Raw genomic sequence first — 24233 nt, forward strand, 5'->3', positions numbered from 1 at the left:
ACGTCTTCAGCAGTCGGCGACGATCTTGAAGTCCGTGGTCACGACCTTGTTGGGATTGCTGTTGCCGATGCCGTAAGCGCTGCCGGTGATGGTGTAGGTGCCGCGGGACAGGTCGGCATGGGCCTGGCCCACCCCGCCTTCCCAGAAGCTGCCGTTGAACCCGTCGACGTTGCGGATCTTGACCCATTGCGGGATCACCCGTTCACCGCTGACCAATACCACGGCCTGGACGTGTCCGTCGCGGTCACGGATGTCGATGGTCCGGTAGGACTGCTCCTGGCTGCATGCGGCCGGACGCGTGGTGCGTGTGTATCCGTCGATTGTCAGATGTGCGGCCTTGCGGGGTATCGTCTGCGCCTCGGCGCACCCAGAAAGACCGGCGACCACGACCACTGCAATTCCTGCCACCCTGACCAATGGGATTCGCACCAGCCACCTCCCTTGTGGGCCTTGTGGGCCTTGTGGGCCTTGTGCACGAAACTCTACTGCTGCCCCGGCTGCAGCCTGGGCAGGGCTTTGATGATGAGGCGCCTGACCAACTCCGGACTAACTCCCTTGAGCCGGTCGATCCACCGGATGCTTTGGGGCACATACCAATGCAATCTGGTGGGATGCTGGTAGGCCTGCCAGGCCGCCTCGGCGACGCTGGTCGCGGGCATCAGCCGAAACATGCCCTTCCTGGGCGCGGCGGCGCGGATCTGCTGCGCCGAAAGCGTGGGCGCGCCCTCCTCGGAATGCTGGCGCGTCGAGGTGAGAATCGCGGTGTCGATCAGACCGGGTAACACGTCGGCCACCCGCACACCGTGCCGCTGCCACTCCACGCTGAGCGCCTCGGTCAACCCTTTGACCGCATGCTTGGTGGCCGAATAGACGGCAAGTCGCGGCATGCCATACGTGGCCGAAGACGAGGACGTCGAGAACATCAGACTGCCCGGGGCCTTCTTCAGGTAGGGCAGCGCGCCGTAAGCCCCGGTCAGCACCGCCTTGAAGTTGACCTCGACGACCCGCATCGCGACGTCATACGGCACGTCTTCGAACCATCCGCCTTCGCCGATGCCAGCGTTGTTCCACAACATGTCGAGCGCGCCGCCGGTATTGCCGGCGCAAAAGTCGGCGAGCGCCGAATCGAGCGCGGCCTTGTCGGTCACGTCGACCACTCGTGTCCACAACCCGTTGCCGAGCTCGCCGCTCAGGGTTGCCAGACCGGTGTCGTCGCGGTCCACCGCACCGACGCGCCAGCCCTTGGCGTGGAAGAGCCGTGCCCCCGCACGGCCCATTCCGCTGCCCGCGCCGGTGATGAAAATCGACTTCATACGATTTGGTAACGCCCGCCCTCAGTCGGCTTCGACGACATCTTTGATGCGTTGCAACGTCTTGGTCATGTCCCGGATGTTGCGGCGTTTGCGCAGCCAGCCACCGAACGCCCAGTAATACACGGTCGTAAACACCGAAGGGGTGAGCCGGAACGACTCGGTGACATCGGTGCCATCACCCGCCGGTTCGAGCCGGTAGTGCCAATTGTTCACCGATCTACCGCCGGCCATCACAGCAAACCCGAACTCGCGGGGGCGCTCACACGCCGTCACCTTGCACACCGTCCAGTAGACGGGACCGATCTCGTTGCGCCGGACGTGTCCGCGGAATCGGGCGCCGAGCGCCGGGCCGGTCGCGCCGTCGAGCCACTCGGCCTCGAACGTTTCCGGTGAAAACCGTCCGGTATTACGAATATCGGCGATTAAATCCCAGATCTTTTGCGCTGGGGCCGCCATGTGAACCGTTGCCGAACCCTCCATAGCATGATCCAATCACGTCCCTGTAACGCTGGGAACGGAAACACCGATATTCACTGATGCGGTGTGAATAGCGAGATGATCTCAGTCACCGTCTGCTGTAGCTGCCGTACCGGCTTGGGCAACACCACGGGCACGGGCGGCAGACCGCCGGCACTGGCGCACTTCGGCCACGCGGCGGGGCCCTGGCCGGCCAGAACTCGGTTGGCCACGGCGATTTGTTGCTGCTTAGAGGCGGTCGCGGGGTTGCCGACGCCGCCGTATTCGTCCCATGTGGCTTGCTTGAACTGGAGTCCGCCATAGGCGCCATTGCCGGTGTTGGCGGTCCAGTTCCCACCAGACTCGCACTGCGCAACGGCGTCCCAGTTCATGACGTCGGCGTGGGCGATGCCGGTGGATAGTGACATCGATGCTGCGACGAAAGCTGCGGCCGTGGCGGACTTGATGAGGGGCTTTGCGATGCGTGTCATGTCCGGCATTTCGGCGGCCGTGGCTAAAGCGTTACCGCCTAGAAAAACTTATGAAATTGGTTAGCCGCCGCATTGTGATTTGCGCAAACGACGTCCAGCCGAGCGAATCAAACCACCGGCGGGGACCGGGCGGACGGGTCACGCTGTGGCCCGGATCACCTGTTGACAACGGCTTGTCCAAGCGGGGGAGCCCGCGTTGACTCGTCGCGCGCGCAGTCGGTTCGGCGGACGTATGCCGAAGAGTTCAGCAAACTTTGCGCGACCTCAATCTGAGACAAAATCTTAGTTTTGGGCACCTCGGGCGCAGGCCCTGGTGCCGACAGCTCGCGGTACGGCCGATGGGGTGGCCGGGCCTACAGCGCGCGACCCGGACTACCGGTTGGCCGCCCCCGGGATGGATGTTGCTGAGAGCGGCTGTCGACTCAGGTTTCGTGTGCGGAAGGGTCCGGAAGTTCTTGCATCGCGGCATATGACAGTCGACGATGGCGGGGTGGCCGCTGAAGCCGCAGCCGTCCGTACGCCGAGCTGGACCGTCGCGCGGTTCGTCTCGCCGGTCAGTTGTCCAGCGTGCATCGCCGGCCTGATCGCCGGCATCTTCGGAGGTGACCAGGTCGGCTGATGGTTCGACGCGCCGGTACTATCGGAGATTGGTTGCGGGCCAGAGGGATTCGGGCAATACTCGCCGCTGCGCTGGTGACATGTTTGTTGCTCGGTGGAGCTGTCCTGCTGGTGGCGAATCGCTATCGTGCTTCGTCCGCCAACTCTCTCGACCACCCCGTCCGCCCCCTCAGCGATGCCGCAACCGAGGCCCAGGTTGTGGAAAAGGCACAACAGATCGTCACGGCGGCCGGACTTCAGACGACCGCCGCCGGGTATCTGTTGATGTCGTGCAAGAACCGGGACGATCCGCCGTATCAAGGGGCGATCTATCTGACTTTCGCGCTGCCCGCCGGGGCGCGTGCCGACGCGTACTTTCGCGACGTCACGGCAGCGCTGGTCAGGCACGGCTGGACCGATGGGCTGCCGCCTAACGACCAGGTGTTCGGCAGGACCATGTCCAAGGACGGCGTCACGGCGATCATCTACCGTCACGGTGACCACACCGGCGCGGGGGTCCTGCGTCTGTACGGTCAGTGCCGCAACGTCAATGACCACCGCCGCGACAGCACCGCATGGGTCGATGTCACCAGCTTGTTCGGTGCGGGCAGGTAGACCGGCTCGTTGAACATGGCGGACCAGCGTTCAAGGTGCCGAACACACTACTGGGCTTGACGGCGTCTTGCCGTCAAGCCCAGTAGCGGCAACCGTTGCGCGATCAGCGGGCGCCCAGGCTGGCCTGCAGGTCACCCTTCATGGCGTTGAGCTGCGCGCCCCAGTACTCCCAGCTGTGCGTTCCGTTGGCGTCCAAATTGAACACGGCGTTGTGGCCGCCCGCGGCGTTGTAGGCGTCCTGGAATTTCAGGTTGCTGCTGCGAACGAAGTTCTCCAGGAATTCGGCCGGAACATTGGCACCGCCCAACTCGGACGGGGTGCCGTTGCCGCAGTAGATCCACAGGCGGGTGTTGTTGGCGACCAGCTCCGGAATGTGCAGCGACGGGTCGTTACGCTGCCAGGCTGGGTCACTCGAGGGTCCCCACATGTCCGAGGCCTTGTAACCACCGGCGTCACCCATCGCCAAGCCGATCAGAGACGGCCCCATCCCCTGGGAGGGGTCCATCAGGGCCGACAACGAACCCGCGTAGATGAACTGCTGCGGGTGGTAGACGGACAGGATCAGGGCCGACGAGCCGGCCATCGAGATGCCGACCGCGGCGCTTCCGGTGGGCTTGACACTCCGGTTCGCGGACAGCCATTGCGGCAGCTCGCTGGTCAGGAAGGTCTCCCACTTGTAGGTCGTGCAGCCGGCCTTGCCGCAGGCCGGGCTGTACCAGTCACTGTAGAAACTGGACTGTCCGCCGACCGGCATGATGACCGACAGGCCCGATTGGTAGTACCACTCGAAGGCCGGGGTGTTGATGTCCCAGCCGTTGTAGTCGTCTTGAGCGCGGAGACCGTCGAGCAGGTACACCGCCGGCGAGTTGTCCCCGCCACTTTGGAATTGAACCTTGATACTGCGACCCATCGCAGCCGACGGCACCTGGAGGTACTCCACCGGCAGGCCGGGACGGGAGAACGCTCCCGCGGTCGCCGCTCCGCCGGCGAGTCCGACCAGGCCAGGAAGGGCCGCAGCAGCGGCCGCGCCGACCAGAAGGCGTCGGCCCCACGCCCGAATCTTCCCGCTCACGTCTGTCATACCCTGCCCCTTGTCCGTATGTGCTCGCGTGCTCCCGGCAGAACTTACCGTGTGAGTAGGGCAAATGTCGATCGGGACGCGAAGTCATTCCATTTCGATATCGGTTACCCCCGCCAACACAGCAACGGTGCTATGCGAGTCGGCGACGGACTCCACCGCTTCCCCCGTTGCCCCGTTGCGGCCCGGATAATCCGGAGCGCAAACGGGTGCTATGCACCCGGAGCAGGGCAGAAGGCGGCAGGCGGGGAGCGGTACAAAGAATAGTTAACCGATGCGGCACGCCGAACCTCGACACGCCGGACGTAGCTCGAGCAACGTTTCGCGGGTTTACCCCGGGCTGGTGCCCAGACGAGCGGGAAGCCCGGTGCCGGCGCATCCGGCTCGAGTCAGTGGCGGCGGCCGGCGATCCGGTCGCCATGTTCGTTTCATGTGAGTCACCTGGCGGTTTGCCCACCGGAGGAGCTGAACTTGCACCGACCGCGTAGTCTCTGTCAGGCAAGCCGATGGAGACAACGATCCTCCGGGATATTCCGGGCTGTTCCGGGATCTTCCGGGCTATCCGGTCCGTTCCGGCGCTCACGCACCAGCACACCAGGCCCCTCGGTGTATGCGGGTGCGACGGCGTTGGCTCGAGGCGCCTGAAGAACCGGGAACGATTCGGGAACGATTGAGGTGCGAAATTTTGGAGACGGTACTTGGGCTATCAGTGACACCGACCGCCGTGGGTTGGGTCCTGGCTGAAGGGCACGGCGCAGAGGGCACCATCCTGCATCACAACGAAATGCGGCTGCGCGGTGGCCGAGGCGTGGGCGTCGTCCATGCCGCGGAACAGGCGGCGGCCGAAGTCATTCGTGCGGGGGAATTGGCGGCCGCGGCCGGCCACCGTTTACGTGTCGTCGGCGTGACCTGGAACGACGAAGCTTCCGCCCAAGCCGCGCTACTGGTCGAGGCCTTGACCGACGCCGGATTCGACAACGTTGTACCGGTTCGGTTGCTCGATGCCGTCGAGACGCTGGCCGAGGCGGTCGCACCGGTAATCGGATACGAACAGACCGCGGTGTGCATCCTCGAGCGCGAATGGGCAACCGTCGTCATGGTTGACACCCGCGACGGAAAGACCCAAACCGCAGTCAAATATGTCCGTGGTGGTTATGACGGGCTGACCTCGTGGCTGACCGGAATGTTCGACCGCAGTGCGTGGCGTCCGGCCGCAGTGGTGGTGGTGGGTTCCGACCTTGACATCAGCGACTTTTCCTGGCAACTCGAAACCGCCCTTCCGGTACCGGTTTTCGCGCAGACCATGGCGCAGGTGACAATCGCGCGAGGCACGGCGCAGGCGGCGGCCCGAACCACCGAGTTCACCGACGAGCGACTGGTGGCAGACACCGGTGAAACCACCGCCGTGCCCAAGCGGTCACGCCAATACGCCGGGGCTGCAACCACTTTGGCGGCAGCTGCGGTTACCTTCGTGGCTTCGGTGTCGCTGGCGGTTGGCCTGCAATTGACTCCGGACAGGCACTCCGAAACAGCACAGCGCTCCATACCCACATCGACACCGGAAATCGCCGAGGCAGTTGCGACTGCAGCTCCGGTGCCCGCGAGTGCCCAGCTGCCCGCTCCTCTTCCGGGGCCCGCGACACAGCGGGAGCCCATCCAGCTCACCTCTGGTGAAGAGCTCACCGACGCCATCTCCGAACAGCCGAACGACGTTGCGTCGCAACCGAGTCCGAACGATGGATCGCCGCTGCTGACCCGGGTGCTCAAGCACATTCCCGGCACCTACGGCGACACCGGTATGGAGCCGCCGGAGTAGTCGAACTGCCGGATCGACGATCGGATGGCTTGTCGCCAGTGCGGGCCCAACGGCGGCACGCTGGCTGCAGGGCCTACCCCGCATCGGTCCAATGGTCAACCGTCCTTGGGCCGAACCGCGGTAAAAGACACGGTCACCTCGTCGGCGACCTGCAGCGAGCCCATCAACAGCGAATAGGGCTTGACCCCGTAATCGGACTGGCGAACCGTCGACTCGGCAGACATCGCCCAGGAGTCACCAAGATCCTCGGTGCGCAGGTCGATCATGTGTTGACGCGACTTGCCCCGGATCTGCAGCTGTCCGGTGAGGCGGTAACCGTCCTCGGTCTTGTCAATCTCTGATGCGGTGAAGCGGATATCCGGAAAGCGACCGGCGTTGAGCGACTTCAGCGCATTCGACCGGACCAGGGCCTTCTCCGGCCCGGACAGGCTCTTGACACCACCCTCGCCGCGCAGCACCTCCAGCGAATCCACTTCCACGGCAAGCTCTGCGGTGGCGGGTTCATCAGCCACCCAGTTCACCGTGGCCTGCCAGCGAGTCATAGCGATGGTGAGCCGATGGCCCATTCGGGCGGCTCGACCCGCGACACCGGTACGAACGATCAACTCACCGCCGGACGGATCCAGCGTCCACACCGTGTCGCTCACGGCACGACTCTATTCGTTCGCCGCGGCGTTCACATGGTGAGGACCGTGCGATAGCGCGTCCGTCCCTGCTCCATCGCCGCGTAACCATCCGCCGCATGCGAAAAAGGTGTCTGCTCGACCCAGGCCCGCACGCCGCACAGCACCGCGAAATGCATGGTGTCCTCCACGTCCTTCGCGGTACCGGAGGGGTGTCCGGAAATGCTGAGGCCCGGGTTGATCAGCTGTCTCGGACTGATCGGGAGCGGATCGGTCGTCACACCGACCACAACCAGTTCACCGCGAGGAAGTAAGCCGGGCACCGTCGCGGCCATGGCGGCTGAGTTCCCCGCAGTGGCCAGCACGACCGCAACACCGCCGAGCCTGCGCAGCTCTTCGGCGACGTCACCGCTGGTGGAGTCGACGTAGTGGTGGGCGCCCAGCCGGCGCGCATCCTCGGCTTTGGCGGTCCCTCTGGCGATGGCGATGGTCTCGAAGCCCATCGCCCGGGAGAACTGCACACCGAGATGACCCAGACCGCCGATACCGAGAATCGCCACCCGGTCACCGGCCAGCGCCTTGGTGTGGCGTAGTGCGTTATATGTGGTGACGCCGGCGCAGCACATGGGAGCCGCTTCCACGTCAGAGAGTTCGGACGGAATCCGGGCCAGTGCGCTGGCAGGCACTGTCACCGATTCCGCGTAGCCACCGGGGTACTGCCAGCCGGGCACCTTCATGTTCGCGCAGTGGATGAAGGTGCCCTTGCGGCAGGGGCCGCACCTGTTGCAGTGCCCGCCGAACCAGCCGACGGCGACTCGGTCGCCGATCTCGAAATCATCGACGCCCCCGCCGAGTTCGACTATCCTGCCGGCTATCTCATGCCCCGGCGTCAATGGCCAGGGTGTGTTCGGAAAGCCGCCGTTGACGAACGCCCGGTCAGTGCCGCATACCCCACACGCGGAAACCGCGATGCGTACCTCGTCATGAGCGGGCGGCGCGGTGTCGACGTCGACGAGCTCCAAAGCCGCACCCGCCGACGCTATCCGGACAGCCTTGTGCGTGGACATGCACTTACCCTACCGGCTCATGGTCAATGTGCCACAGGGCATTTCGCCGACGCGGTGCTGTGATAGTCGACCTGCCAGTGCTTGATTCCGTTCAGCCAGCCCGACCGCAGCCGCTCGGGTTTGCCTGTCGACTCCAAGTCGGGCATGGCGTCGGCGATCGCATTGAACATCAAGTCGATGGTCATCCGCGCCAAGTTGGCACCGATGCAGTAGTGCGCGCCGGTGCCGCCGAATCCCACGTGCGGATTGGGACTACGCAGAATGTTGAAGGTGAACGGGTCGTCGAACACCTCTTCGTCGAAATTGGCCGAGCGGTAGAACATCACCACTCGCTGACCCTTCTGGATCCGCACTCCCGAGAGCTCGTAGTCCTGCAACGCGGTGCGCTGGAACGAGGTGACCGGGGTGGCCCACCGCACGATCTCGTCGGCCGTGGTGGCGGGACGCTCCCGCTTGTACAACTCCCACTGGTCGGGAAAGTCGGTGAACGCCATCATGCCCTGGGTGATGGAGTTGCGGGTGGTCTCGTTGCCGGCAACGGCCAGCAAAATGACGAAGAACCCGAACTCGTCCTCGGAGAGCTTGTGGCCGTCGATGTCGGCCTGGACCAGCTTGGTGACAATGTCCGGCCCCGGGTTCTTGGCCCGGTCGGCCGCCATTTGCATGGCGTACATGATCAGTTCGACCGAGGCGGTGATGGCGTCATTGCTGGCGAACTCGGGATCCTGGTCGCCCACCATCTGGTTCGACCAGTGGAAGAGCTTCATGCGGTCTTCCTGGGGCACACCGAGCAACCCGGCGATGGCCTGCAACGGCAGTTCGCAGGACACCTGCTCGACAAAGTCGCCGGAACCCCGCGCCGCCGCGGCCTCGACGATGCGCCGGGCGCGCTCGTTGAGGTCGTCGCGCAGCCGCTCGACGGCCCCCGGCGTGAAGCCGCGGGAGATGATCTTGCGCAGCCGGGTGTGCTGTGGGTCGTCCATGTTGAGCAGGACGAACTTGCCTCGGTCGATCTGCTCGGCGACCGTGCCGTCTTTGTAGCGTGGCAGCGCAGTCTTTTGCAGGCTGGAGAAGACGTCACTGCGGCGCGAGATCTCCTTGACGTCTTTGTGTTTGGTCACCACCCAATAGCCGCCGTCATCGAAGCCGCCGCAACCGATCGGCTGCTCGTTCCACCAGATCGGCGCGCATCGGCGCATCTCGGCCAGTTCTGCCACCGGCAGGCGCTCGGCATAGATGTCGGGGTCGGTGAAGTCGAACCCGGGAGGCAGGTTGGGTGCCGGCTTGGCTGTTGACTCGGCTGCTGACTTGGCTGTTGACAAGGCCCACTCCTCAATATGAATTCTGCTAGTGGTCGTCTACTGCCAATAATCCATTGCTCCACCTGAGATGGGAAGCATTGATGCAACGTGGCGGACGCCGAACTGCAACGTGTTCAGCCGGCCTTAACCTGCGGCCGTGGAAGCGTTCGGACGGGGCTGCCGCGTCGTTCCCTGGCGAGTTGTCGTCCAGACTGGTCGCGCAAGTGTTCGGCGGGCGGGGGAGCGGTTTGGCATGGGCGACCAACGACGGCCGACCATCGGCGCCGGCGTGGTGGATCGCCCGGCGATCAGCAGCCAGTGGGGAATGCCCTGGTCACCTGCCCCTGCATCGGCAAGATCGGCGCGGGTCGCGGCGGCTGTTGTGGGCTACGCCACAGTCGTTATGCTGTGGTGAAACTAGCCGGTGCATGCAGGGCATGAAGGGGTCGACATGATTCGGGAACTGCTGACCACCGCTGCGATCGCCGGGGCCGCGATCGGCACGGCGCCGGTCGCCGGCGCCGACAACGGGCGTTACGAGGGTGATGTGCCCGGGATGAACTATGACGCCTCGTTGGGAGCACCGTGTGACAACTACGAGCGCTTCATCTTCGGCCGCGGCACCAGCGGCCAGGCCGAAGCCTGTCATTTCCCGCCACCGAACCAGTTCCCGGCAGCCACCACCGGTTACTGGGTGATCTCCTACCCGCTGTACGGAGTGCAGCAGGCGGGTGCCCCCTGCCCGGGTCCGCAGGCGGCGGCGCAGACACCGGACGGCCTGCCGATGTTGTGTCTGGGAGCGCAGGGATGGCAAGCCGGGTGGTTCACCGGGGCCGGGTTCTTCCCGCCCGAAGGATGATCGGTTGACCTAAGTGCGATGACGACCGACCGCAAGCCAGCTGAGTCACCGATCCCGCGCTGGTTGCGGTTTGTCCTGGCGTCGGATCGGGCGGGCTCGGCGTGGTACGTCGGGACCGGCTTCTTCTTTGCGCCGGTGCTGGCGCTGGTGTCGCCGTGGCCGGCGGTCACCGCCGTCCTATGGTGGATCATCGCGCTGGCCGGGTTATGGCTGGGACTGCTCGGCATCGCGATGGCCGTCGGGCTGGCACGCGTATTGCGCTCCGGCAGCGAAATTCCGGAGCACTACTGGCGCACGTTGGTCGACTACTGACCCGGGAACTGATGCCCTTTGTGGGGTCTACAGTCGTAGCAAGCATCCCGTCAACGAAATGAGGAGCCTCCGATGGCCATCAATCCCAAAGATGCAGTCGATGCAGCCAAGGACATCGCGACCAACGCCGTCGAGAAGGCGTCGGACATCGTCGAAAACGCCGGCGACATCATCCGCGGCGACATCGCCGGGGGCGCCAGCGGCATCGTGCAGAGCTCGATCGACATCGCCACGCACGCCGTCGACCGGGTTAAAGAGGTATTCACCGGCAAGGACGACGACCTGGATTAGCCGGCGCTTGGGCGTCTCAGGGAGTCTCAGGCGGTCGCGGCGGCGTTGAGCTCGTCGAGCCGGTTGGTTGCCTCGAGGTACTCCTGCACCCACCGCTGGATGACGGTAGCGGTCTTCTCGACCTTGGTGAACTGACCGACGACCTGCCCGATGGGATTGAACGCGACGTCGACGCTCTCGTTCGGGTACTTGTTGGTGGCTCGCACCGCCATGCCGGACACCATGTACTGCAACGGCATTCCGAGCGGCTTCGGGTTGTCCGGCTCCTCCCATGCCTCGGTCCAGTCGTTGCGGAGCATGCGAGCAGGCTTGCCGGTGAATGACCGGCTGCGCACGGTGTCGCGGCTGGTTGCCTTGGCGTAGGCCGCTTGCTGAACCGGGGTGTTGGCGGCCTCCTCGACCATCAGCCACTGCGAGCCGGTCCAGGCGCCCTGGGCGCCCAAGGCCAAGGCCGCCGCGATCTGCTGGCCGCTGCCGATACCGCCGGCTGCCAGGACCGGTACCGGCGCGACTTCCTTGACCACCTGCGGCCACAACACGATCGAGCCAACCTCGCCGCAGTGCCCGCCGGCCTCGCCACCCTGGGCGATGATGACGTCGACGCCGGCATCGACGTGCTTTCGGGCCTGTGAGGGCGAGCCGCATAACGCCGCGACCTTGCGGCCGGATTCGTGAATGTGGTTGATCATGTCCGCCGGCGGGGTGCCCAGGGCGTTGGCGATCATTGCCACCTTCGGGTGCTGCAGCGCCACTTCGACCTGCGGGGTGGCCGTCGCCTCGGTCCAGCCGAGGAGCTGCAAGCTGTCCTTGTCGCTGTCCTCGATCGGGACACCGTGATCGGCGAGGATCTTCTTGGCGAAGTCCAGGTGCTCCTGCGGCACCATTTTGCGCAGTGTCTCGGCGAGTTCCTCGGCAGATAGGTGCGAGTCCATGCCCTCGTACTTGTTCGGGATCACGATGTCGACGCCGTACGGGTGATCGCCGATGTGCTCGTCGATCCAGTCCAGCTCGATCTCCAACTGCTCGGGGGTGAAGCCGACGGCGCCGAGCACGCCGAATCCGCCGGCTTTGCTGACGGCGACGACGACATCGCGGCAGTGGGTGAATGCGAAGATCGGAAACTCGATGCCAAGTTGATCACATATGGCGGTGTGCATGCCTGCTCCTGAGCCCCTCGCCGAATTGAAACGTGTTCTAGTTTAGTACGGGAGTTGCGGACGCGACCAGCAAGGTGGCGCACGTCGCGACTAGGGCCCTTCAGCGGGCGATGCCGTATGCCAGCCATAGGAGCAGGAACACCAGCATGAAGCCGATGCAGACGAGGTGATCCCGGCAGATGGCTCGTGCGAGGCGGGTCTGTTCGGCAGGACTATCGACACGGTTTCCAAGTCGAACCGCGCAGGGAACCGTGTGTGCTGCGGCCAGCCCGACGGGGATACCGGCGAGAACGGCTGACGCCGCCAGCAACCATCGGGGCTCGGGACCGCGCAGGGCCGCGAATGCCAGGGCACCCACCAAGATCACCATCACCAGCGCGATCAGCCGGCTCATCGGGCGCGACGTGGTGGTCGCGCGGTGGTAGTAGCCCGCAATGGACGCCAGCACCGGCTCGGGCAGTTGGTCGCTCGCGCGTCGGTAGCGCAGAACCTGGACGTCGAATATCAAGTCCATCCACAAGACTGCGAGCAAGAACCCGCCGCAGGCCGTGATTAACGGGGCCACGACGCTCATTCACCTCCCATTGGCAACCGGCGCCGGCCATCACGTCAATTATTGTTTCGCATGACCGGTCGCGAGGTAGTCGAACCAGCTTCTCGTACCGATGTGCCGGGAGTAGCCTGGCCCGTCATGGGCCGGGTTGACAACAAGGTTGCACTGATCAGCGGCGGCGCACGCGGGATGGGGGCCTCCCATGCCCGATTGCTCGTCGCCGAGGGCGCCAAGGTGGTGATCGGCGACATCCTCGACGACGACGGCCGAAACCTGGCCGACGAGTTGGGCCCGGCGGCGCGCTACGTGCATCTGGACGTGACCAAACCGGAGCACTGGACGGCGGCGGCCGCAACCGCGGTAGGGGAGTTCGGCAGGCTGAATGTATTGGTCAACAACGCCGGGATCATCAACTACGGTCCGCTCAAGACTTTCGACCTGACCAAGTGGCAACACATCCTCGACGTCAATGTCACCGGCACCCTGTTGGGCATCCAGGCTGTTATCGACCCGATGATCGCTGCAAACGGCGGCTCGATCGTCAACATCTCGTCCATCGAGGGCCTGCGCGGCGCGGCGTGGGTGCACGGGTACGTGACCTCGAAGTGGGCGGTGCGCGGCCTGACCAAGTCCGCGGCATTGGAGTTGGCGCCCAACAACATTCGGGTCAACTCCATTCACCCGGGTTTCGTCCGCACTCCGATGACCGCCAAACTGCCCCAGGACATGCTCAACATTCCGCTCGGACGCCCCGGCGAACCCGAGGACGTGTCGGCGTTCGTGCTGTTCCTGGCCAGTGACGAGTCGTCATATGCCACCGCCGCCGAGTTCGTCGTCGACGGCGGCGTGGTCGCCGACGTATCGCACAAATCCCAGTAGCTTCCCCAGTTGCACCCGTGCCTGCGCGACGCTGGGCCGGTGGGCACCCGTCACGTCAGCAGCGAAGGGCCTCGTCATCGACGGCGGTGTTGTCCCATTCGTCGAGGCGAGCGAGGAAGAAGGCTTCCGCCTCGTCGAAGGTGATTTCCGCGTCCGACGCGATGCGCGCCACGAGGTCGGCGTAGACTCGCGCCGCTTCCGGGTCGGCGAATTCCCATTGGCCCAGCGGCCATTCGTCGGTGAGATAACCCGCGGCCGAATACGCCTGGTACAGCGGCGTTCCCGGATAGGGCGTGATCTTGCTGAGGAACTTGAAAGGATGCCGGTACCTGGTGGCGCGCAGCAGGCGTGCCGTCTCGCGTAGCTCCTCGGGGCGCACCGTCGGATGAAACATGATGGTTCCCGGGATCACATCGATCCCCAACCGCAGTAAGGCGTTGATGGTTTCGGCGGGGTCTTGGCCGCGGTTGATGATCTGCTTGCGGTAGGCGCGCAGCTGCTCGTAGGAGCCGGTCTCGATCCCGACGAACACCCGCCGCAGACCCGCCTGGTGAAGGTGCCTGAAAACGTCCAAATCCACCACCGAGTCCAACCGTATATCGACCATGAAATTGACGTCGATACCTCGACGCAGAATCGCGCTGGCAAACTCGACGGCACGTTGCTGCGAACCGGGATGCTTGGAGACAAACAAATCGTCGGTTATCGACACAAAATTGATATCGAAATCCGATACCAGATAGGTGATCTCGTCGACAACCGAGTCGACCGACTTGGCCCGGTAGCTGTTGCGGCCAAGAATCGCCGACATGGCTCCGGTCCCACAAAACGTGCACCGGTACGGACAACCGCGAGTGGTGAAAACTGCGGCCGAAAAACCGTCGGCGAGGACCGTCGGCAATTCCTCGCGAGCCGCGCGGGGCAACCGGTCGAGGTCGACCAACGTCGACGGTGAGCATACGATCTGGCCCCGGGCGTCGCGGCGCGCCACTCCCGGTACATCCGCTATCTCGTCGCCGTTGGCCACAGCCAAAGCCAACTGGGTAAAACCGACTTCCCCGTCGCCCACGACCACGAAGTCAAAGCAGTCATATTGGCGCAAGATGCGCTCGTAGTTCAGCGTGGCGATCACATTGCCCAGCGCGATCTGCACACCCGGCCAACTCTCACGCGCCCGCTGCGCCAACCACAACACCTCGGCAAATGTGTCGATGCAGGAAAGCCCGACAAGCCCCGGCGTGCCGGCCACCCGTGCAACGTCGCGCATGGCCTGCCACGTCTGCTCCACACCCACATGCCCGGCCACCAACCCGTTGACGGTCGCGATATCAAGCCCCTGACTGGCTGCGTAGGCCTTGATCGACATCATCCCCAGGTGCTCCATGGGCATCGACGAATACACCCACGGACCCCAAAGTTTCTGTGCACCAACGTAAGAGCGCCCATTAGCGCGAACACCGGGAGGATTGACCAGAAGGGCCGTCACGTCATGGCTCCATCACCGCGGCGACCGCGACATGCCGGTTCGCGCCCAGGCTGCCGGGCAGCGAAACGGCATGCCGCCGCCCGGTACCACACTCGCCCGTGCCCGACCCGCCAGCAAATATCTCAAGCCGACCGACTCAGACTGGCCAGCAATCGGCTCATCCGGCGACTGAATGCCATGTCCGCCAACCGGAAAACAACCGCCGGCATGCCTGGACGCGCCGTTGCGCGCCGCTCGTATATAACGGTCGACACGCGCGAATCCGGGTCAATTTGTATTATCCGGGTTACGTTCGGATTGTTCCTGAGCCGGGGAACTTCCACGCGCTGCCAAATATTGTCGGGACGGACATCACATCCCACGATCGCCGTTACCGTGCCGGCGGCGTTCTCCGCATAGGCTCTGGCCGCCTCGTCCCAGAACCTGATCGTATCCGGAAAGGCTGCGTCCCATCCCGGAACTGGCACCATTCCGCGCCGCTCCAACAACATTTTCAGTGTCGTGGCATTAGCCTCGTCGGCCAAACGCTCGGCAATTCTGGAACCATCCGGCCCCACGCCAACCCCATTGGCATCGCGCCCCGACCAATAATAGGCCTTGCCGGGATCTGTCTTCGTCAGCTCACGCAGCTCGTCGTATGAAGGCAAACTTTCCCGCACATAGTCGGCGGCGTTGACCGCGATATCATCATTGTCATCAGCGATATTGTTTAGCGCGGTATCAGGACATGCATCCAGCACGCTGCGGACTTGACCGTCAGGCCCGGCCAAATCGCCCGCGTAATTTCTCGTCGGATCGCGAAAAAATTTTGTTCGATTGTCATTTTCCGAGGCGCCCGGGCGCAATGTGTCCTCAGCACGCATGCGCGGCAGCATAGCGACTGCAGGACCCCGCCGCAATTTGCCGCATTGGGTTATGCGCGGGATTCCCGCCGTTGGAGTTCTCGGCGCAGATTGGTTCTGCAGCGCTCGGCGCTCTTGATCGGGGGCGGCTGAGCGAGGTAGCGTAATGCCGGCAATTACGAAACGGGCAGTATCGTAATTGAGATCGCACGAAAGGATCAGCTTCGATGCGCAGCGGGTACGCCGGGCTGCCGTTCACCACGTCCACCCCGGAGATCGCGTCCGCGCTCGAGGACGTCAGCATCCCTACGCTGTTGCTGTCGCTGGTCCATATCACCGGCGATCCCCGCTTCATCCGGGGCTTCAAGCCGATGGGGCTCTTCCTCAACGAAGTCCAGGGGTTCATGTCGGAGGAGGACAAGGCCCGTGCCCGCGCCGAAGCCCTCGCCGTGATCTCGCAGTATCGTGATCGCGGCTGCCCCGAACCCCAGCCGCTGAGCATCGACCTGATCCGGGAGATGATGGATTGGGCGGCCTGCGAACACGTTCCCGACGACTACCTGCCGCTGGTGCTGGAAGAGATGGATCTCGACGGGGCCGACCCGCGCCGGCCGGGACCTATCCCGTCCGAGTGCGCGGCTCAGCTGCCGGTGATCGTGATCGGCTGCGGGGAATCCGGCATTCTGGCCGGAATCCGATTGAAACAGGCCAACATTCCCTTCACCATCGTGGAAAAGAATGCCGGCCCCGGTGGAACATGGTGGGAGAACAGCTATCCCGGTGCCCGCGTGGACGTGGCGAACCATTTCTATTGTTACAGCTTCGAACCCAACAACGACTGGACACACTTCTTCGCCGAACAGGGCGAACTACAAGACTATTTCACGCAGGTCATGGACAAGTATGGCGTGGCCGAGCACGTGCGGTGGAACACCGAAGCGCTGGCGGCCGAATGGGACGACGCCGAGGGCATGTGGAGTGTCTTGCTGGGCTCGCCCGACGGCCAGACCAGCGTGAGTGCGCGGGCTGTCATCACCGCGGTCGGTCAGCTGAATCGACCGCATATCCCGTCATTCGACGGCGCTGACACGTTCGAGGGGCCGTCGTTTCACTCCGCGGCCTGGGACCACTCCGTCGACGTGACCGGCAAGCGGGTTGCACTCGTCGGGGCAGGTGCCAGCGGCTTCCAGATCGCGCCGGCGATCGCCGGCGATGTCGAACGTCTCACCGTCTTCCAGCGCACCGCCCAATGGATGTTCCCCAACCCGATGTATCACGACGAAGTGGGCGACGGGGTGCGCTGGGCGATGCGGCACCTGCCGTTCTATGGCCGGTGGTATCGATTCCTGCTGCTGTGGCCGGGAGCCGACAAGGGTCTCGACGCGGCGCGGACCGACCCGGATTACGCCGATCAGGACTATGCCGTCAGCGAGATGAACGCCGCCGCCCGGATGATGTTCAGCCAATGGATTACCAGCCAGGTCGGCGATGACCACGAGCTGTTGGCCAAGGTGATGCCCGACTATCCGGCCACCGGTAAGCGGACTTTGCAGGACAACGGCAGCTGGCTGCAGACCCTGAAGCGGGACAACGTCGAACTCGTGCGCACGCCGATCCGGCGGATCACCCGCCACGGGATCGTCACCGAAGACGGCCGCGAATACGACGCCGACGTCATGGTGTATGCCACCGGGTTCCGTCATACCGACGTGCTGTGGCCGCTGAAGATCCTGGGCCGCAACGGGATTGACCTGCGCGAGAGGTGGGGCACCCGGCCCTGCGCCTACCTTGGCATCACGGTTCCGGACTTTCCCAACCTCTTCCTCATCTACGGGCCCGGAACTCATCTGGCCCATGGCGGCAGCTTGATCTTCCAGTCCGAACTCCAGATGCGCTACATCAATCGCTGCCTGGAACACCTGATCACCAGCAATGTGCATTCGATGGAGCCGACGGCCCAAGCCGCCGCTGACTGGCATCAGCGCACGCAGGCCGAAATCCGGCAGATGGTGTGGTCACACCCGGCCGTCAAACACTCCTATTTCAAGAACGCCGACGGGGAAATCCACACTGTCAGCCCGTGGCGCCTGAGCCAGTACTGGGCCGCGGTACACGAACCGGACTGGTCTCAATTCGTGCTGCGACAAAGAAAGTGAGCACTCCGACATGCGCACGGTAGTCATCGACGGGCCGGGAAGCGTCCGCGTCGATACCCGTCCGGACCCGGCGCTTACCGGGCCCGACGGAGTCATCGTCGCGGTGGGCGCTGCCGGCATCTGCGGTTCCGATCTGCACTTCTACGACGGCGAGTATCCACTTGCCGAGCCTGTCGCCCTCGGTCACGAGGCGGTCGGCACCGTCGTCGAAACCGGACCGCAGGTGCATACCGTCACGGTCGGCGACCAGGTCATGGTGTCCTCTGTGGCCGGTTGCGGCGGCTGCGAGGGTTGCGCCACCGGCGATCCGGCGATGTGTCGTTTGGGCCCACAGATTTTCGGCTCCGGCGCGCTGGGCGGCGCGCAGGCCGACCTGCTGGCAGTACCTGCCGCCGACTTCCAAGTGCTCAAGATTCCCGAGGGGATCACCACCGAGCAGGCGCTGCTGCTCACCGACAATCTCGCCACGGGATGGGCGGCCGCCCGCCGGGCCGATATTCCGTTCGGCGGCACGGTAGCGGTCATCGGCCTGGGTGCGGTGGGGCTGTGCGCGCTGCGCTGCGCGTTCCTCCAAGGCGCTGCAACGGTGTTCGCTGCGGATCGAGTCGACGGGCGGCTGCGCCGGGCCGCGCAATGGGGCGCGACGCCGGTCGGCTCGCCGGCGGTCGAGGCCGTTCTGGCCGCGACGGGTGGCCGTGGCGCCGACTCTGTGATCGACGCCGTCGGCACCGACGCATCACTCACGGACGCACTCAGCGCGGTGCGGCCCGGCGGCACCGTCTCGGTCGTCGGGGTCCATGACCTGCAGCCGTTTCCCCTTCCGGCGCTGGCGTGCCTGCTGCGCAGCATCACCCTGCGACTGACGATTGCGCCGGTGCAGCGCACCTGGCCGGCGTTGATTGCGCTGCTTCAGTCCGGCCGTCTTGACGTGGATGGGATCTTCACCACCACACTGCCGTTGGACGCAGCTGCCGAAGGCTATGCGATAGCGGGGTCCCGTTCGGGCGACAATGTGAAGGTGATGCTCAGGCCTTGATAGCCGTGATGTATTGGGAGTGCATGACACGGTCGATCTTGACGTCCACATCGGGGGGTGTCATTCCATAGCCGGCCTGCAACTCGAGCGTGCTGCGGACCGGCTCGACGGCCCATCCGCGGGCGGCCAGCCATTGTGCCGGGTCGGTCTTGTCGTCATAGCTGAGCGCCGAGAAGTCCACTTCGCCGGACAGATTCACCCCCGGGTGGGTGGCTTCCAGAGCGGCGAGCTGTTGATGGTCAAGGCGGGTGCCCAAGGCGCCCACGGCAACCCGGCTGCCGGGCGCCGACAGTTCGTCGATTCTTGCAAAGAGTAGGTTTTGCGCGTCGCCGGTCAGGTACATCAAGAGCCCCTCCACCGACCAGGCGCTGGGCTGTCGCGGATCGAAGCCGGCGGCTTTGAGTGGCGTCGGCCAGTCGGCGCGCAGGTCGGCGGCGACCTCGGCTCGGTGGGCTTTGGGCTCGGCACCCTGCTGAGCCAACACCTGCGCTTTGAACTCCAGGACTTTGGGCAGGTCGATCTCGAAAACTGTTGTTCCGGAAGGCCAGTCAAGCCGGTAGGTGCGTGAGTCCAGGCCGGCGGCGACGATCACCGCCTGCTGAACGCCGGCCTCGGAGGCCGACCGGAAGAAGTCGTCGAAAAATCGGGTCTGTACGCCATAGAGGCGGGGAAACGCCGTCTGGTCGGCGGAGGTTGCCGGGCTGGCAAGCAGTCCGGTCAGATACGGGTCCGCCGAGGCGGTGACGAAGGATCTCGCGTATTCGTCCCGGACCAGTGGCTGTGGGCCCACTGCATGCAGCGCGCGCCACCCCGCGACCAGGAGCGCGGTGTATCCCACGCTGCTGACGATGTCCCACTGATCGTCGTCGGAGCGAAGCGATCCGAATTCCGGTCCTGTCACGGGCAATCCTCTCGTGTCAAAGCTCCAGCATTACCGTCACCGGGCCGTCGTTGACCAGCTCCACGTGCATGTGGGCACCGAAGACTCCGGTTTGCACGTGCGCGCCGAGCTCGCCCAACGCGTCGGCGAACGCTTGCACCAGTGGCTCGGCCGCGGCGGCGGGTGCGGCGGCGTTCCACGACGGCCGCCGGCCCTTGGCCGTGTCCGCGTACAGGGTGAACTGGCTGATCACCAAGATCGGCGCGTTGATGTCGCACGCGGACTTCTCGTCGTCGAGAATCCGTAGGTTCCACAGCTTTTCGGCCAGCCGCTGCGCCTTGTCGGGATCATCGGTGTGGGTCGCACCCACGAATGCCAGCAGGCCCTGCCGCTCCGGCCGGATGGCGCCGACGACCTCGTCGTCGACCACTACGGACGCTGAGGAAACCCGTTGCACCAGAACCCTCATGGGCGCAATGCTGCCAGGCCGGCTTTGGCCGCTACGTTGCTGGGTAGGCTCGTGTCATGTCGGTGCTCGTCGCGTTTTCGGTGACCCCGCTCGGTGTGGGGGAGGGGGTCGGCGAGATCGTCGCCGAAGCGGTTCGGGTGGTGCGGGATTCGGGGCTGCCGAATAAGACGGATTCGATGTTCACCGAGATCGAAGGCGACACCTGGGACGAAGTCATGGCGGTGGTACAGCGCGCGGTGGAGGCCGTGGCCGCTCGCGCGCCTCGGGTCAGCACCGTGATCAAGGTTGACTGGCGCCAGGGGGCCGTCGACGCGATGACGCAGAAGGTTGCTTCCATCGAGCGCTATCTTTCGTCGTGAGCCTGCACTGCCGCGACGAACGCCCGCTCGGCGGCGTCGCCGTGGACGGCGAACACCACCCGCTGCAGCGAAGCCGCTTGGTGCCGACGGACGGCGTCGACCATCAGCCGCGCGGCCTCCTCGACCGGAAAGCCGCCGACACCGGTGCCGAAAGCCACCAAAGCCAGTGAGCGGCAGCCCAGCTCGTCGGCCTTGCGCAACGTAGACGTGGTGGCACGGGCGATGATCTCCGCCGAGGTGGGACCGCCGAGCTCCATCGTCGCGGCATGGATTACATAACGTGCGGGCATGTCGCCGGCTGTGGTTTCGACGGCCTCCCCGAGCCCGATGGGCGCCTTCTCGTTTGATTCGCGCTGCACTTCCGGTCCGCCGGCGCGCGCGATGGCTGCCGCGACGCCTCCGGCGTGGCGAAGCGTGGTGTTGGCCGCGTTGGTGATCGCGTCGAGTTCGAGCTTGGTCACGTCGGCCTGAAGTACCTCTATGTCGATGATGTCGATCATCGACACATTGTCGCGTAGCGAGCCCCGGCAATCACCCGCCGAGCGCCGCGAGCATCCGGCCGAAAGGGCAGCGATGACGGCACCGTTATGCCCGCAACGAACGCGATGCTGATCAGCCCAGCTGCGCGGACCGGCCGTGTCGACCGCCTGTCGGGCCGCCGGCCGCAAACGTCACGAATCGCTCGCGGCATGTGTGCGATGGCGCGTCCATGGAATTTCCACCGGAACCTGAAATCTCGGGCTCGTGCCGCGCGGTCGTCGCCAGCAGTTCGACGGCCAGCCGCTTCGATGGCTAACGACGATCAACCGGGCAACCCGTCTGCGACCGGCCGCAGTTGCCCCGCAAATCGTGGCGAACCGTCAGCTAAGTCGGGTAGTTTGACTTGAGCGCAGAACCAGGCGCCGTGCAGAAAGGCAGACGAATGGCGCTTTCTACCCCAGCACCGGCCCTACGCGCATGAACGCCGATACACCTTCGGAGGGTTCGCCCGGCCAGCCCGGTGAGCCCGGCCAGCCCGGTGAGCCCGGCCAGCCCGGTGAACCCGGCCAGCCCGGCGGTCCGGGCGGCGCAGGTGGCCGAGGCGGTGCCGGCGGGGCCGGGGGTCGAGGCGGTGCCGGCGGGGCCGGGGGTAGAGGTGGCGCCGGAGGTCAAGGCGGCCAGGGCGGTGTCGGCGGGCCGGGCGGCCAAGGCGGTCGAGGGGGTGACGGCGGCATGGGCGGAGCCCCAGGCCCCGGCGGTCAGCCCGGTCAGGGCGGGGCGGGCGGCCCCGGTGGCGCCCCCGGCGCGGGCGGGCAACCGGGCCAACCCGGGCAGCCGGGCCAACCCGGGCAGCCGGGCCAACCCGGCGAACCAGGCTGACCGGGCAACGAGTACCGACCCGCCGGATGCCTGCATCCGACTGCAGGGCACCGGCCACTGTTGGTTTCGGCTGATCCTCGGCCATTCGCGGCGTGTTCGCAGAGAACCTGCGCCGCCAGTTCGCATACCGGTCAAACGCCTTGCGAACCCATTCTTGCATGACGTGGCGCGGCTTAATGCTTTAGCGAACCGTGGGCAACTAAAGGAGTTTGATTTGACCACGTAACAAATTTCAAAGTCGATAAATTGACTTCCGGTAGCTCCGGCCACGGATTTCAGTCCACGACGGCATCGCTGAGGATTATCACCACCACGGCGCTGGAGACGCTCGCTGACCGGCAACGGCACTGGTCGATCAACACCCGCCACCCCAGGCGGAAACGACCCTTTTCAGCGGTGCCAGGTTATGTTGCCGCTCAACAAAATAGGTCGGCCCGTAACCCCGGGGACCCGTCGATGAGCCCCTAGACTCCAAGGTTTGACGCACGAGTAGCAACGCGATCCGCCTTCCTGGTTTCACCAAAATTGCTGCTCGTCGCGACGACAGCGGTGACGGGCTAGTTTGTATCCGCTGCGCGTACAAAAGTCCTATATCGAGCCGAATTACCCCGAACGATCGTCCCGCTCGCAATACTTGTGTGCGACCTCAGTTCTTCGGATCATCGAGTGGCCAGGCGGGAGCGCCACGATGTCTAACCTGATCGCTGCACCGGACCTCTTGGCGACCGCCGCAGCGCATGTGGGAGGCATCGACTCGTCGTTCACGCCCGGCCTCGGCGGTTTCGGGGGCACCGGTGGCAGCGGCGGTTTCCCCGGCTCGAATGGCAGCAGCGGAACGATCGTCTGACCGCCCGGCGCCGGCCCGTCCAGCGGCTTCGGGCAGCGGATTGGCCACGTTGTCGCCCAGTTGGTAACCGGTTGGCACCGACGCACTTTCAACACCGCGATCGCCGGTACGTAGGCTCATTCCGGTGAGCGCACGCGCGGGAATCGTCGTTACCGGAACCGAAGTCCTCACCGGACGAGTGCAAGACCGAAATGGCCCCTGGATCGCCGATCGGCTGCTGGAGCTCGGGGTCGAACTGGCTCACATCACCATCTGCGGCGACCGCCCCGGCGACATCGATGCGCAACTGCGCTTCCTGGCCGACCAGGGTGTGGATCTGATCGTCACCAGCGGCGGCCTGGGCCCGACAGCCGACGACATGACGGTCGAGGTGGTGGCCCGGTTCTGTGGCCGCGAGCTGATCCTGGACACCGCGGTCGAGAACACGATCGCCAACATCCTCAAGAAGCTCATGGCTCACTTCGACCAGGGCGACTTCGAGGCCGTCCGGGCCGCTAACCGCAAGCAGGCCATGATCCCGGCCGGCGCGCAGGTGCTCGACCCGGTGGGCACCGCACCGGGTGTCGTCGTGCCCGGAAAGCCGGCGGTGATCGTGCTCCCGGGACCACCGCGCGAGCTTCAACCCATGTGGGGCAAGGCAATTCAGACACCCGCGGCCCAACAGGCAATCGCCGGCCGTACCACCTACCACCAGGCAACTATTCGCATGTTCGGCCTGCCCGAGTCCGGCCTTGCCGAGACTCTGCGCGCCGCCCAAACATCCATTCCCGGATACGACCGGCTCGAGATCACCACCTGCCTGCGCCGCGGGGAGATCGAAATGGTCACCCGCTATGAGCCGCCCGACGCCGACGTGTACGCGCAGCTGACCAAGCTGCTGCGGGACAAGCACGGCCACCAGATCTATTCCGAGGACGGTTCACAGGTCGACGATGTGGTCGCCCGGATGCTGGCCGGCCGCCGGATAGCCACCGCGGAATCCTGCACCGCCGGGCTGCTTTCGGCACGGCTGACCGATCGTCCCGGTTCCTCGGACTACGTGGCCGGTGGCCTGGTCGTCTATTCCGACGACGCGAAGACAGAACTACTGGGCATCGACGCCGCACTGATCCGAACGCACGGCGCCGTGTCCGAACCGGTGGCCCAGGCGATGGCGGCGGGTGCGCTGCAACGCTTCGGCGCCGACACCGCCGTCGCGATCACCGGGATCGCCGGACCCGGCGGGGGAACGCGGGAAAAGCCGGTGGGAACGGTGTGCTTCACCGTGCTGCTCGACGACGGCCGCACCCTCACCCGCACGCTGCGGCTGCCCGGAAACCGGTCCGACATCCGCGAACGTTCGACGACCGTGGCCATGCACCTGCTGCGCCGCACCTTGAGTGCCACGTAGC

The 24233-nt window shown here is 65.1% G+C and carries 28 protein-coding genes; 12 read left to right on the forward strand and 16 right to left on the reverse strand.

All coding sequences use genetic code 11. From position 1 onward, the window contains the following. Window positions 1–6: 6 nt before the first annotated feature. From MKAN_RS00715 to MKAN_RS00730, 4 genes are read right to left on the reverse strand one after another with little or no spacing between them, the layout of a single operon-like run. Window positions 7–429 carry a lipoprotein LpqH gene (locus MKAN_RS00715; protein ID WP_023364200.1) on the reverse strand — a complete coding sequence of 141 codons (423 nt, stop codon included), beginning with the start codon at window positions 427–429 and terminating at the stop codon, window positions 7–9. A gap of 53 nt (window positions 430–482) precedes the next feature. Further along, a complete protein-coding gene (locus MKAN_RS00720; RefSeq protein WP_023364202.1) occupies window positions 483–1313 on the reverse strand; it encodes an SDR family oxidoreductase in 831 nt (276 codons plus the stop codon). 21 nt (window positions 1314–1334) lie between these two features. After that, the gene (locus tag MKAN_RS00725) at window positions 1335–1793 is read right to left on the reverse strand and encodes an SRPBCC family protein (RefSeq protein ID WP_023364204.1); all 459 of its coding nucleotides are present in this window, start codon (window positions 1791–1793) and stop codon (window positions 1335–1337) included. A 50-nt stretch (window positions 1794–1843) separates the two neighbouring features. Next, window positions 1844–2260, reverse strand: a complete 417-nt coding sequence (locus MKAN_RS00730) for a transglycosylase family protein (protein ID WP_036394192.1) — start codon at window positions 2258–2260, stop codon at window positions 1844–1846. A gap of 469 nt (window positions 2261–2729) precedes the next feature. Here MKAN_RS00730 and MKAN_RS30155 point away from each other — a divergent pair, with 469 nt between their 5' ends. After that, entirely contained in the window at window positions 2730–2879 is a 150-nt protein-coding gene (locus MKAN_RS30155; protein ID WP_023364209.1) for a hypothetical protein, read from the forward strand. Window positions 2880–2989: 110 nt separating this feature from the next. Then, window positions 2990–3472 carry a hypothetical protein gene (locus MKAN_RS00735; RefSeq protein ID WP_225722822.1) on the forward strand — a complete coding sequence of 161 codons (483 nt, stop codon included), beginning with the start codon at window positions 2990–2992 and terminating at the stop codon, window positions 3470–3472. A 103-nt stretch (window positions 3473–3575) separates the two neighbouring features. Here MKAN_RS00735 and ag85B read toward each other — a convergent pair whose 3' ends face one another. After that, a complete protein-coding gene (ag85B, locus tag MKAN_RS00740; RefSeq protein ID WP_023364215.1) occupies window positions 3576–4553 on the reverse strand; it encodes a diacylglycerol acyltransferase/mycolyltransferase Ag85B in 978 nt (325 codons plus the stop codon). 682 nt (window positions 4554–5235) lie between these two features. Here ag85B and MKAN_RS00745 point away from each other — a divergent pair. After that, the gene (locus MKAN_RS00745) at window positions 5236–6366 is read left to right on the forward strand and encodes a DUF7159 family protein (protein WP_036394084.1); all 1131 of its coding nucleotides are present in this window, start codon (window positions 5236–5238) and stop codon (window positions 6364–6366) included. A gap of 95 nt (window positions 6367–6461) precedes the next feature. Here MKAN_RS00745 and MKAN_RS00750 read toward each other — a convergent pair whose 3' ends face one another. Genes MKAN_RS00750 through MKAN_RS00760 form a run of 3 tightly spaced genes read right to left on the reverse strand, consistent with a single transcriptional unit; the run spans window position 6462 to window position 9378 of the window. After that, on the reverse strand, window positions 6462–7013 hold the full coding sequence (locus MKAN_RS00750) for a YceI family protein (RefSeq protein WP_023364219.1): 552 nt from the start codon (window positions 7011–7013) through the stop codon (window positions 6462–6464). Window positions 7014–7042: 29 nt separating this feature from the next. Further along, window positions 7043–8056 (reverse strand): alcohol dehydrogenase catalytic domain-containing protein, encoded by a 1014-nt coding sequence (locus tag MKAN_RS00755; RefSeq protein ID WP_023364221.1) that lies wholly within the window; start codon window positions 8054–8056, stop codon window positions 7043–7045. Between the two features lie 23 nt (window positions 8057–8079). Continuing rightward, window positions 8080–9378: a cytochrome P450 gene (locus tag MKAN_RS00760; RefSeq protein WP_023364223.1), complete on the reverse strand. Its 1299-nt coding sequence runs from the start codon at window positions 9376–9378 to the stop codon at window positions 8080–8082. Between the two features lie 430 nt (window positions 9379–9808). Between MKAN_RS00760 and MKAN_RS00765 the strand changes: the two genes are divergently transcribed. The 3 genes from MKAN_RS00765 (at window position 9809) to MKAN_RS00775 (ending at window position 10819) form a co-directional block, all read left to right on the forward strand. After that, entirely contained in the window at window positions 9809–10216 is a 408-nt protein-coding gene (locus MKAN_RS00765) for a hypothetical protein (RefSeq protein ID WP_023364225.1), read from the forward strand. An 18-nt stretch (window positions 10217–10234) separates the two neighbouring features. Beyond that, window positions 10235–10528, forward strand: coding sequence for a hypothetical protein (locus MKAN_RS00770; protein ID WP_023364227.1), 294 nt, complete (start codon window positions 10235–10237; stop codon window positions 10526–10528). Between the two features lie 72 nt (window positions 10529–10600). Next, on the forward strand, window positions 10601–10819 hold the full coding sequence (locus MKAN_RS00775; RefSeq protein WP_023364230.1) for an Rv1893 family protein: 219 nt from the start codon (window positions 10601–10603) through the stop codon (window positions 10817–10819). 26 nt (window positions 10820–10845) lie between these two features. On the opposite strand, the gene MKAN_RS00780 is transcribed toward MKAN_RS00775, so the two are convergent. After that, window positions 10846–11976 carry a nitronate monooxygenase gene (locus tag MKAN_RS00780; RefSeq protein WP_023364232.1) on the reverse strand — a complete coding sequence of 377 codons (1131 nt, stop codon included), beginning with the start codon at window positions 11974–11976 and terminating at the stop codon, window positions 10846–10848. A gap of 100 nt (window positions 11977–12076) precedes the next feature. Continuing rightward, window positions 12077–12541 carry a hypothetical protein gene (locus MKAN_RS00785; RefSeq protein WP_036394190.1) on the reverse strand — a complete coding sequence of 155 codons (465 nt, stop codon included), beginning with the start codon at window positions 12539–12541 and terminating at the stop codon, window positions 12077–12079. A gap of 126 nt (window positions 12542–12667) precedes the next feature. Here MKAN_RS00785 and MKAN_RS00790 point away from each other — a divergent pair, with 126 nt between their 5' ends. Continuing rightward, window positions 12668–13408, forward strand: coding sequence for a glucose 1-dehydrogenase (locus tag MKAN_RS00790; protein ID WP_023364236.1), 741 nt, complete (start codon window positions 12668–12670; stop codon window positions 13406–13408). Between the two features lie 55 nt (window positions 13409–13463). On the opposite strand, the gene MKAN_RS00795 is transcribed toward MKAN_RS00790, so the two are convergent. Together MKAN_RS00795 and MKAN_RS28555 are read right to left on the reverse strand one after the other, a co-directional pair. Continuing rightward, a complete protein-coding gene (locus MKAN_RS00795) occupies window positions 13464–14894 on the reverse strand; it encodes a B12-binding domain-containing radical SAM protein (RefSeq protein ID WP_036394083.1) in 1431 nt (476 codons plus the stop codon). 122 nt (window positions 14895–15016) lie between these two features. Then, a complete protein-coding gene (locus MKAN_RS28555) occupies window positions 15017–15757 on the reverse strand; it encodes a hypothetical protein (RefSeq protein WP_129111773.1) in 741 nt (246 codons plus the stop codon). Between the two features lie 206 nt (window positions 15758–15963). On the opposite strand from MKAN_RS28555, the gene MKAN_RS00805 reads away from it, so the two are divergent. Then, the gene (locus MKAN_RS00805) at window positions 15964–17892 is read left to right on the forward strand and encodes a flavin-containing monooxygenase (RefSeq protein ID WP_023364242.1); all 1929 of its coding nucleotides are present in this window, start codon (window positions 15964–15966) and stop codon (window positions 17890–17892) included. Between the two features lie 10 nt (window positions 17893–17902). After that, complete coding sequence (locus MKAN_RS00810; RefSeq protein ID WP_023364244.1) at window positions 17903–18928, forward strand: alcohol dehydrogenase catalytic domain-containing protein; 1026 nt, start codon at window positions 17903–17905, stop codon at window positions 18926–18928. On the opposite strand, the gene MKAN_RS00815 is transcribed toward MKAN_RS00810, so the two are convergent. Both MKAN_RS00815 and dtd read right to left on the reverse strand, forming a co-directional pair. Further along, window positions 18918–19829 (reverse strand): class I SAM-dependent methyltransferase, encoded by a 912-nt coding sequence (locus tag MKAN_RS00815; RefSeq protein ID WP_023364246.1) that lies wholly within the window; start codon window positions 19827–19829, stop codon window positions 18918–18920. The two genes, MKAN_RS00810 and MKAN_RS00815, sit on opposite strands and share 11 nt — an antisense overlap. A 16-nt stretch (window positions 19830–19845) precedes the next feature. After that, complete coding sequence (dtd, locus tag MKAN_RS00820) at window positions 19846–20277, reverse strand: D-aminoacyl-tRNA deacylase (protein ID WP_036394076.1); 432 nt, start codon at window positions 20275–20277, stop codon at window positions 19846–19848. A gap of 56 nt (window positions 20278–20333) precedes the next feature. Between dtd and MKAN_RS00825 the strand changes: the two genes are divergently transcribed. After that, window positions 20334–20636 carry an MTH1187 family thiamine-binding protein gene (locus MKAN_RS00825; protein WP_023364250.1) on the forward strand — a complete coding sequence of 101 codons (303 nt, stop codon included), beginning with the start codon at window positions 20334–20336 and terminating at the stop codon, window positions 20634–20636. Here the strand turns inward: MKAN_RS00825 and MKAN_RS00830 are convergent. Together MKAN_RS00830 and MKAN_RS32445 are read right to left on the reverse strand one after the other, a co-directional pair. Beyond that, window positions 20621–21136, reverse strand: coding sequence for a macro domain-containing protein (locus tag MKAN_RS00830; RefSeq protein WP_178131769.1), 516 nt, complete (start codon window positions 21134–21136; stop codon window positions 20621–20623). The genes MKAN_RS00825 and MKAN_RS00830 overlap by 16 nt on opposite strands. Before the next feature lie 364 nt (window positions 21137–21500). Further along, the gene (locus MKAN_RS32445; RefSeq protein WP_023364254.1) at window positions 21501–22031 is read right to left on the reverse strand and encodes a hypothetical protein; all 531 of its coding nucleotides are present in this window, start codon (window positions 22029–22031) and stop codon (window positions 21501–21503) included. A gap of 652 nt (window positions 22032–22683) precedes the next feature. On the opposite strand from MKAN_RS32445, the gene MKAN_RS30165 reads away from it, so the two are divergent. Both MKAN_RS30165 and MKAN_RS00840 read left to right on the forward strand, forming a co-directional pair. Then, on the forward strand, window positions 22684–22842 hold the full coding sequence (locus MKAN_RS30165; RefSeq protein ID WP_023364256.1) for a hypothetical protein: 159 nt from the start codon (window positions 22684–22686) through the stop codon (window positions 22840–22842). A 124-nt stretch (window positions 22843–22966) separates the two neighbouring features. Further along, on the forward strand, window positions 22967–24232 hold the full coding sequence (locus tag MKAN_RS00840) for a competence/damage-inducible protein A (protein WP_023364258.1): 1266 nt from the start codon (window positions 22967–22969) through the stop codon (window positions 24230–24232). The last annotated feature ends 1 nt before the right edge of the window (window position 24233 follow it).

This window comes from Mycobacterium kansasii ATCC 12478, assembly GCF_000157895.3.
Taxonomy (GTDB): Bacteria; Actinomycetota; Actinomycetes; order Mycobacteriales; family Mycobacteriaceae; genus Mycobacterium; species Mycobacterium kansasii.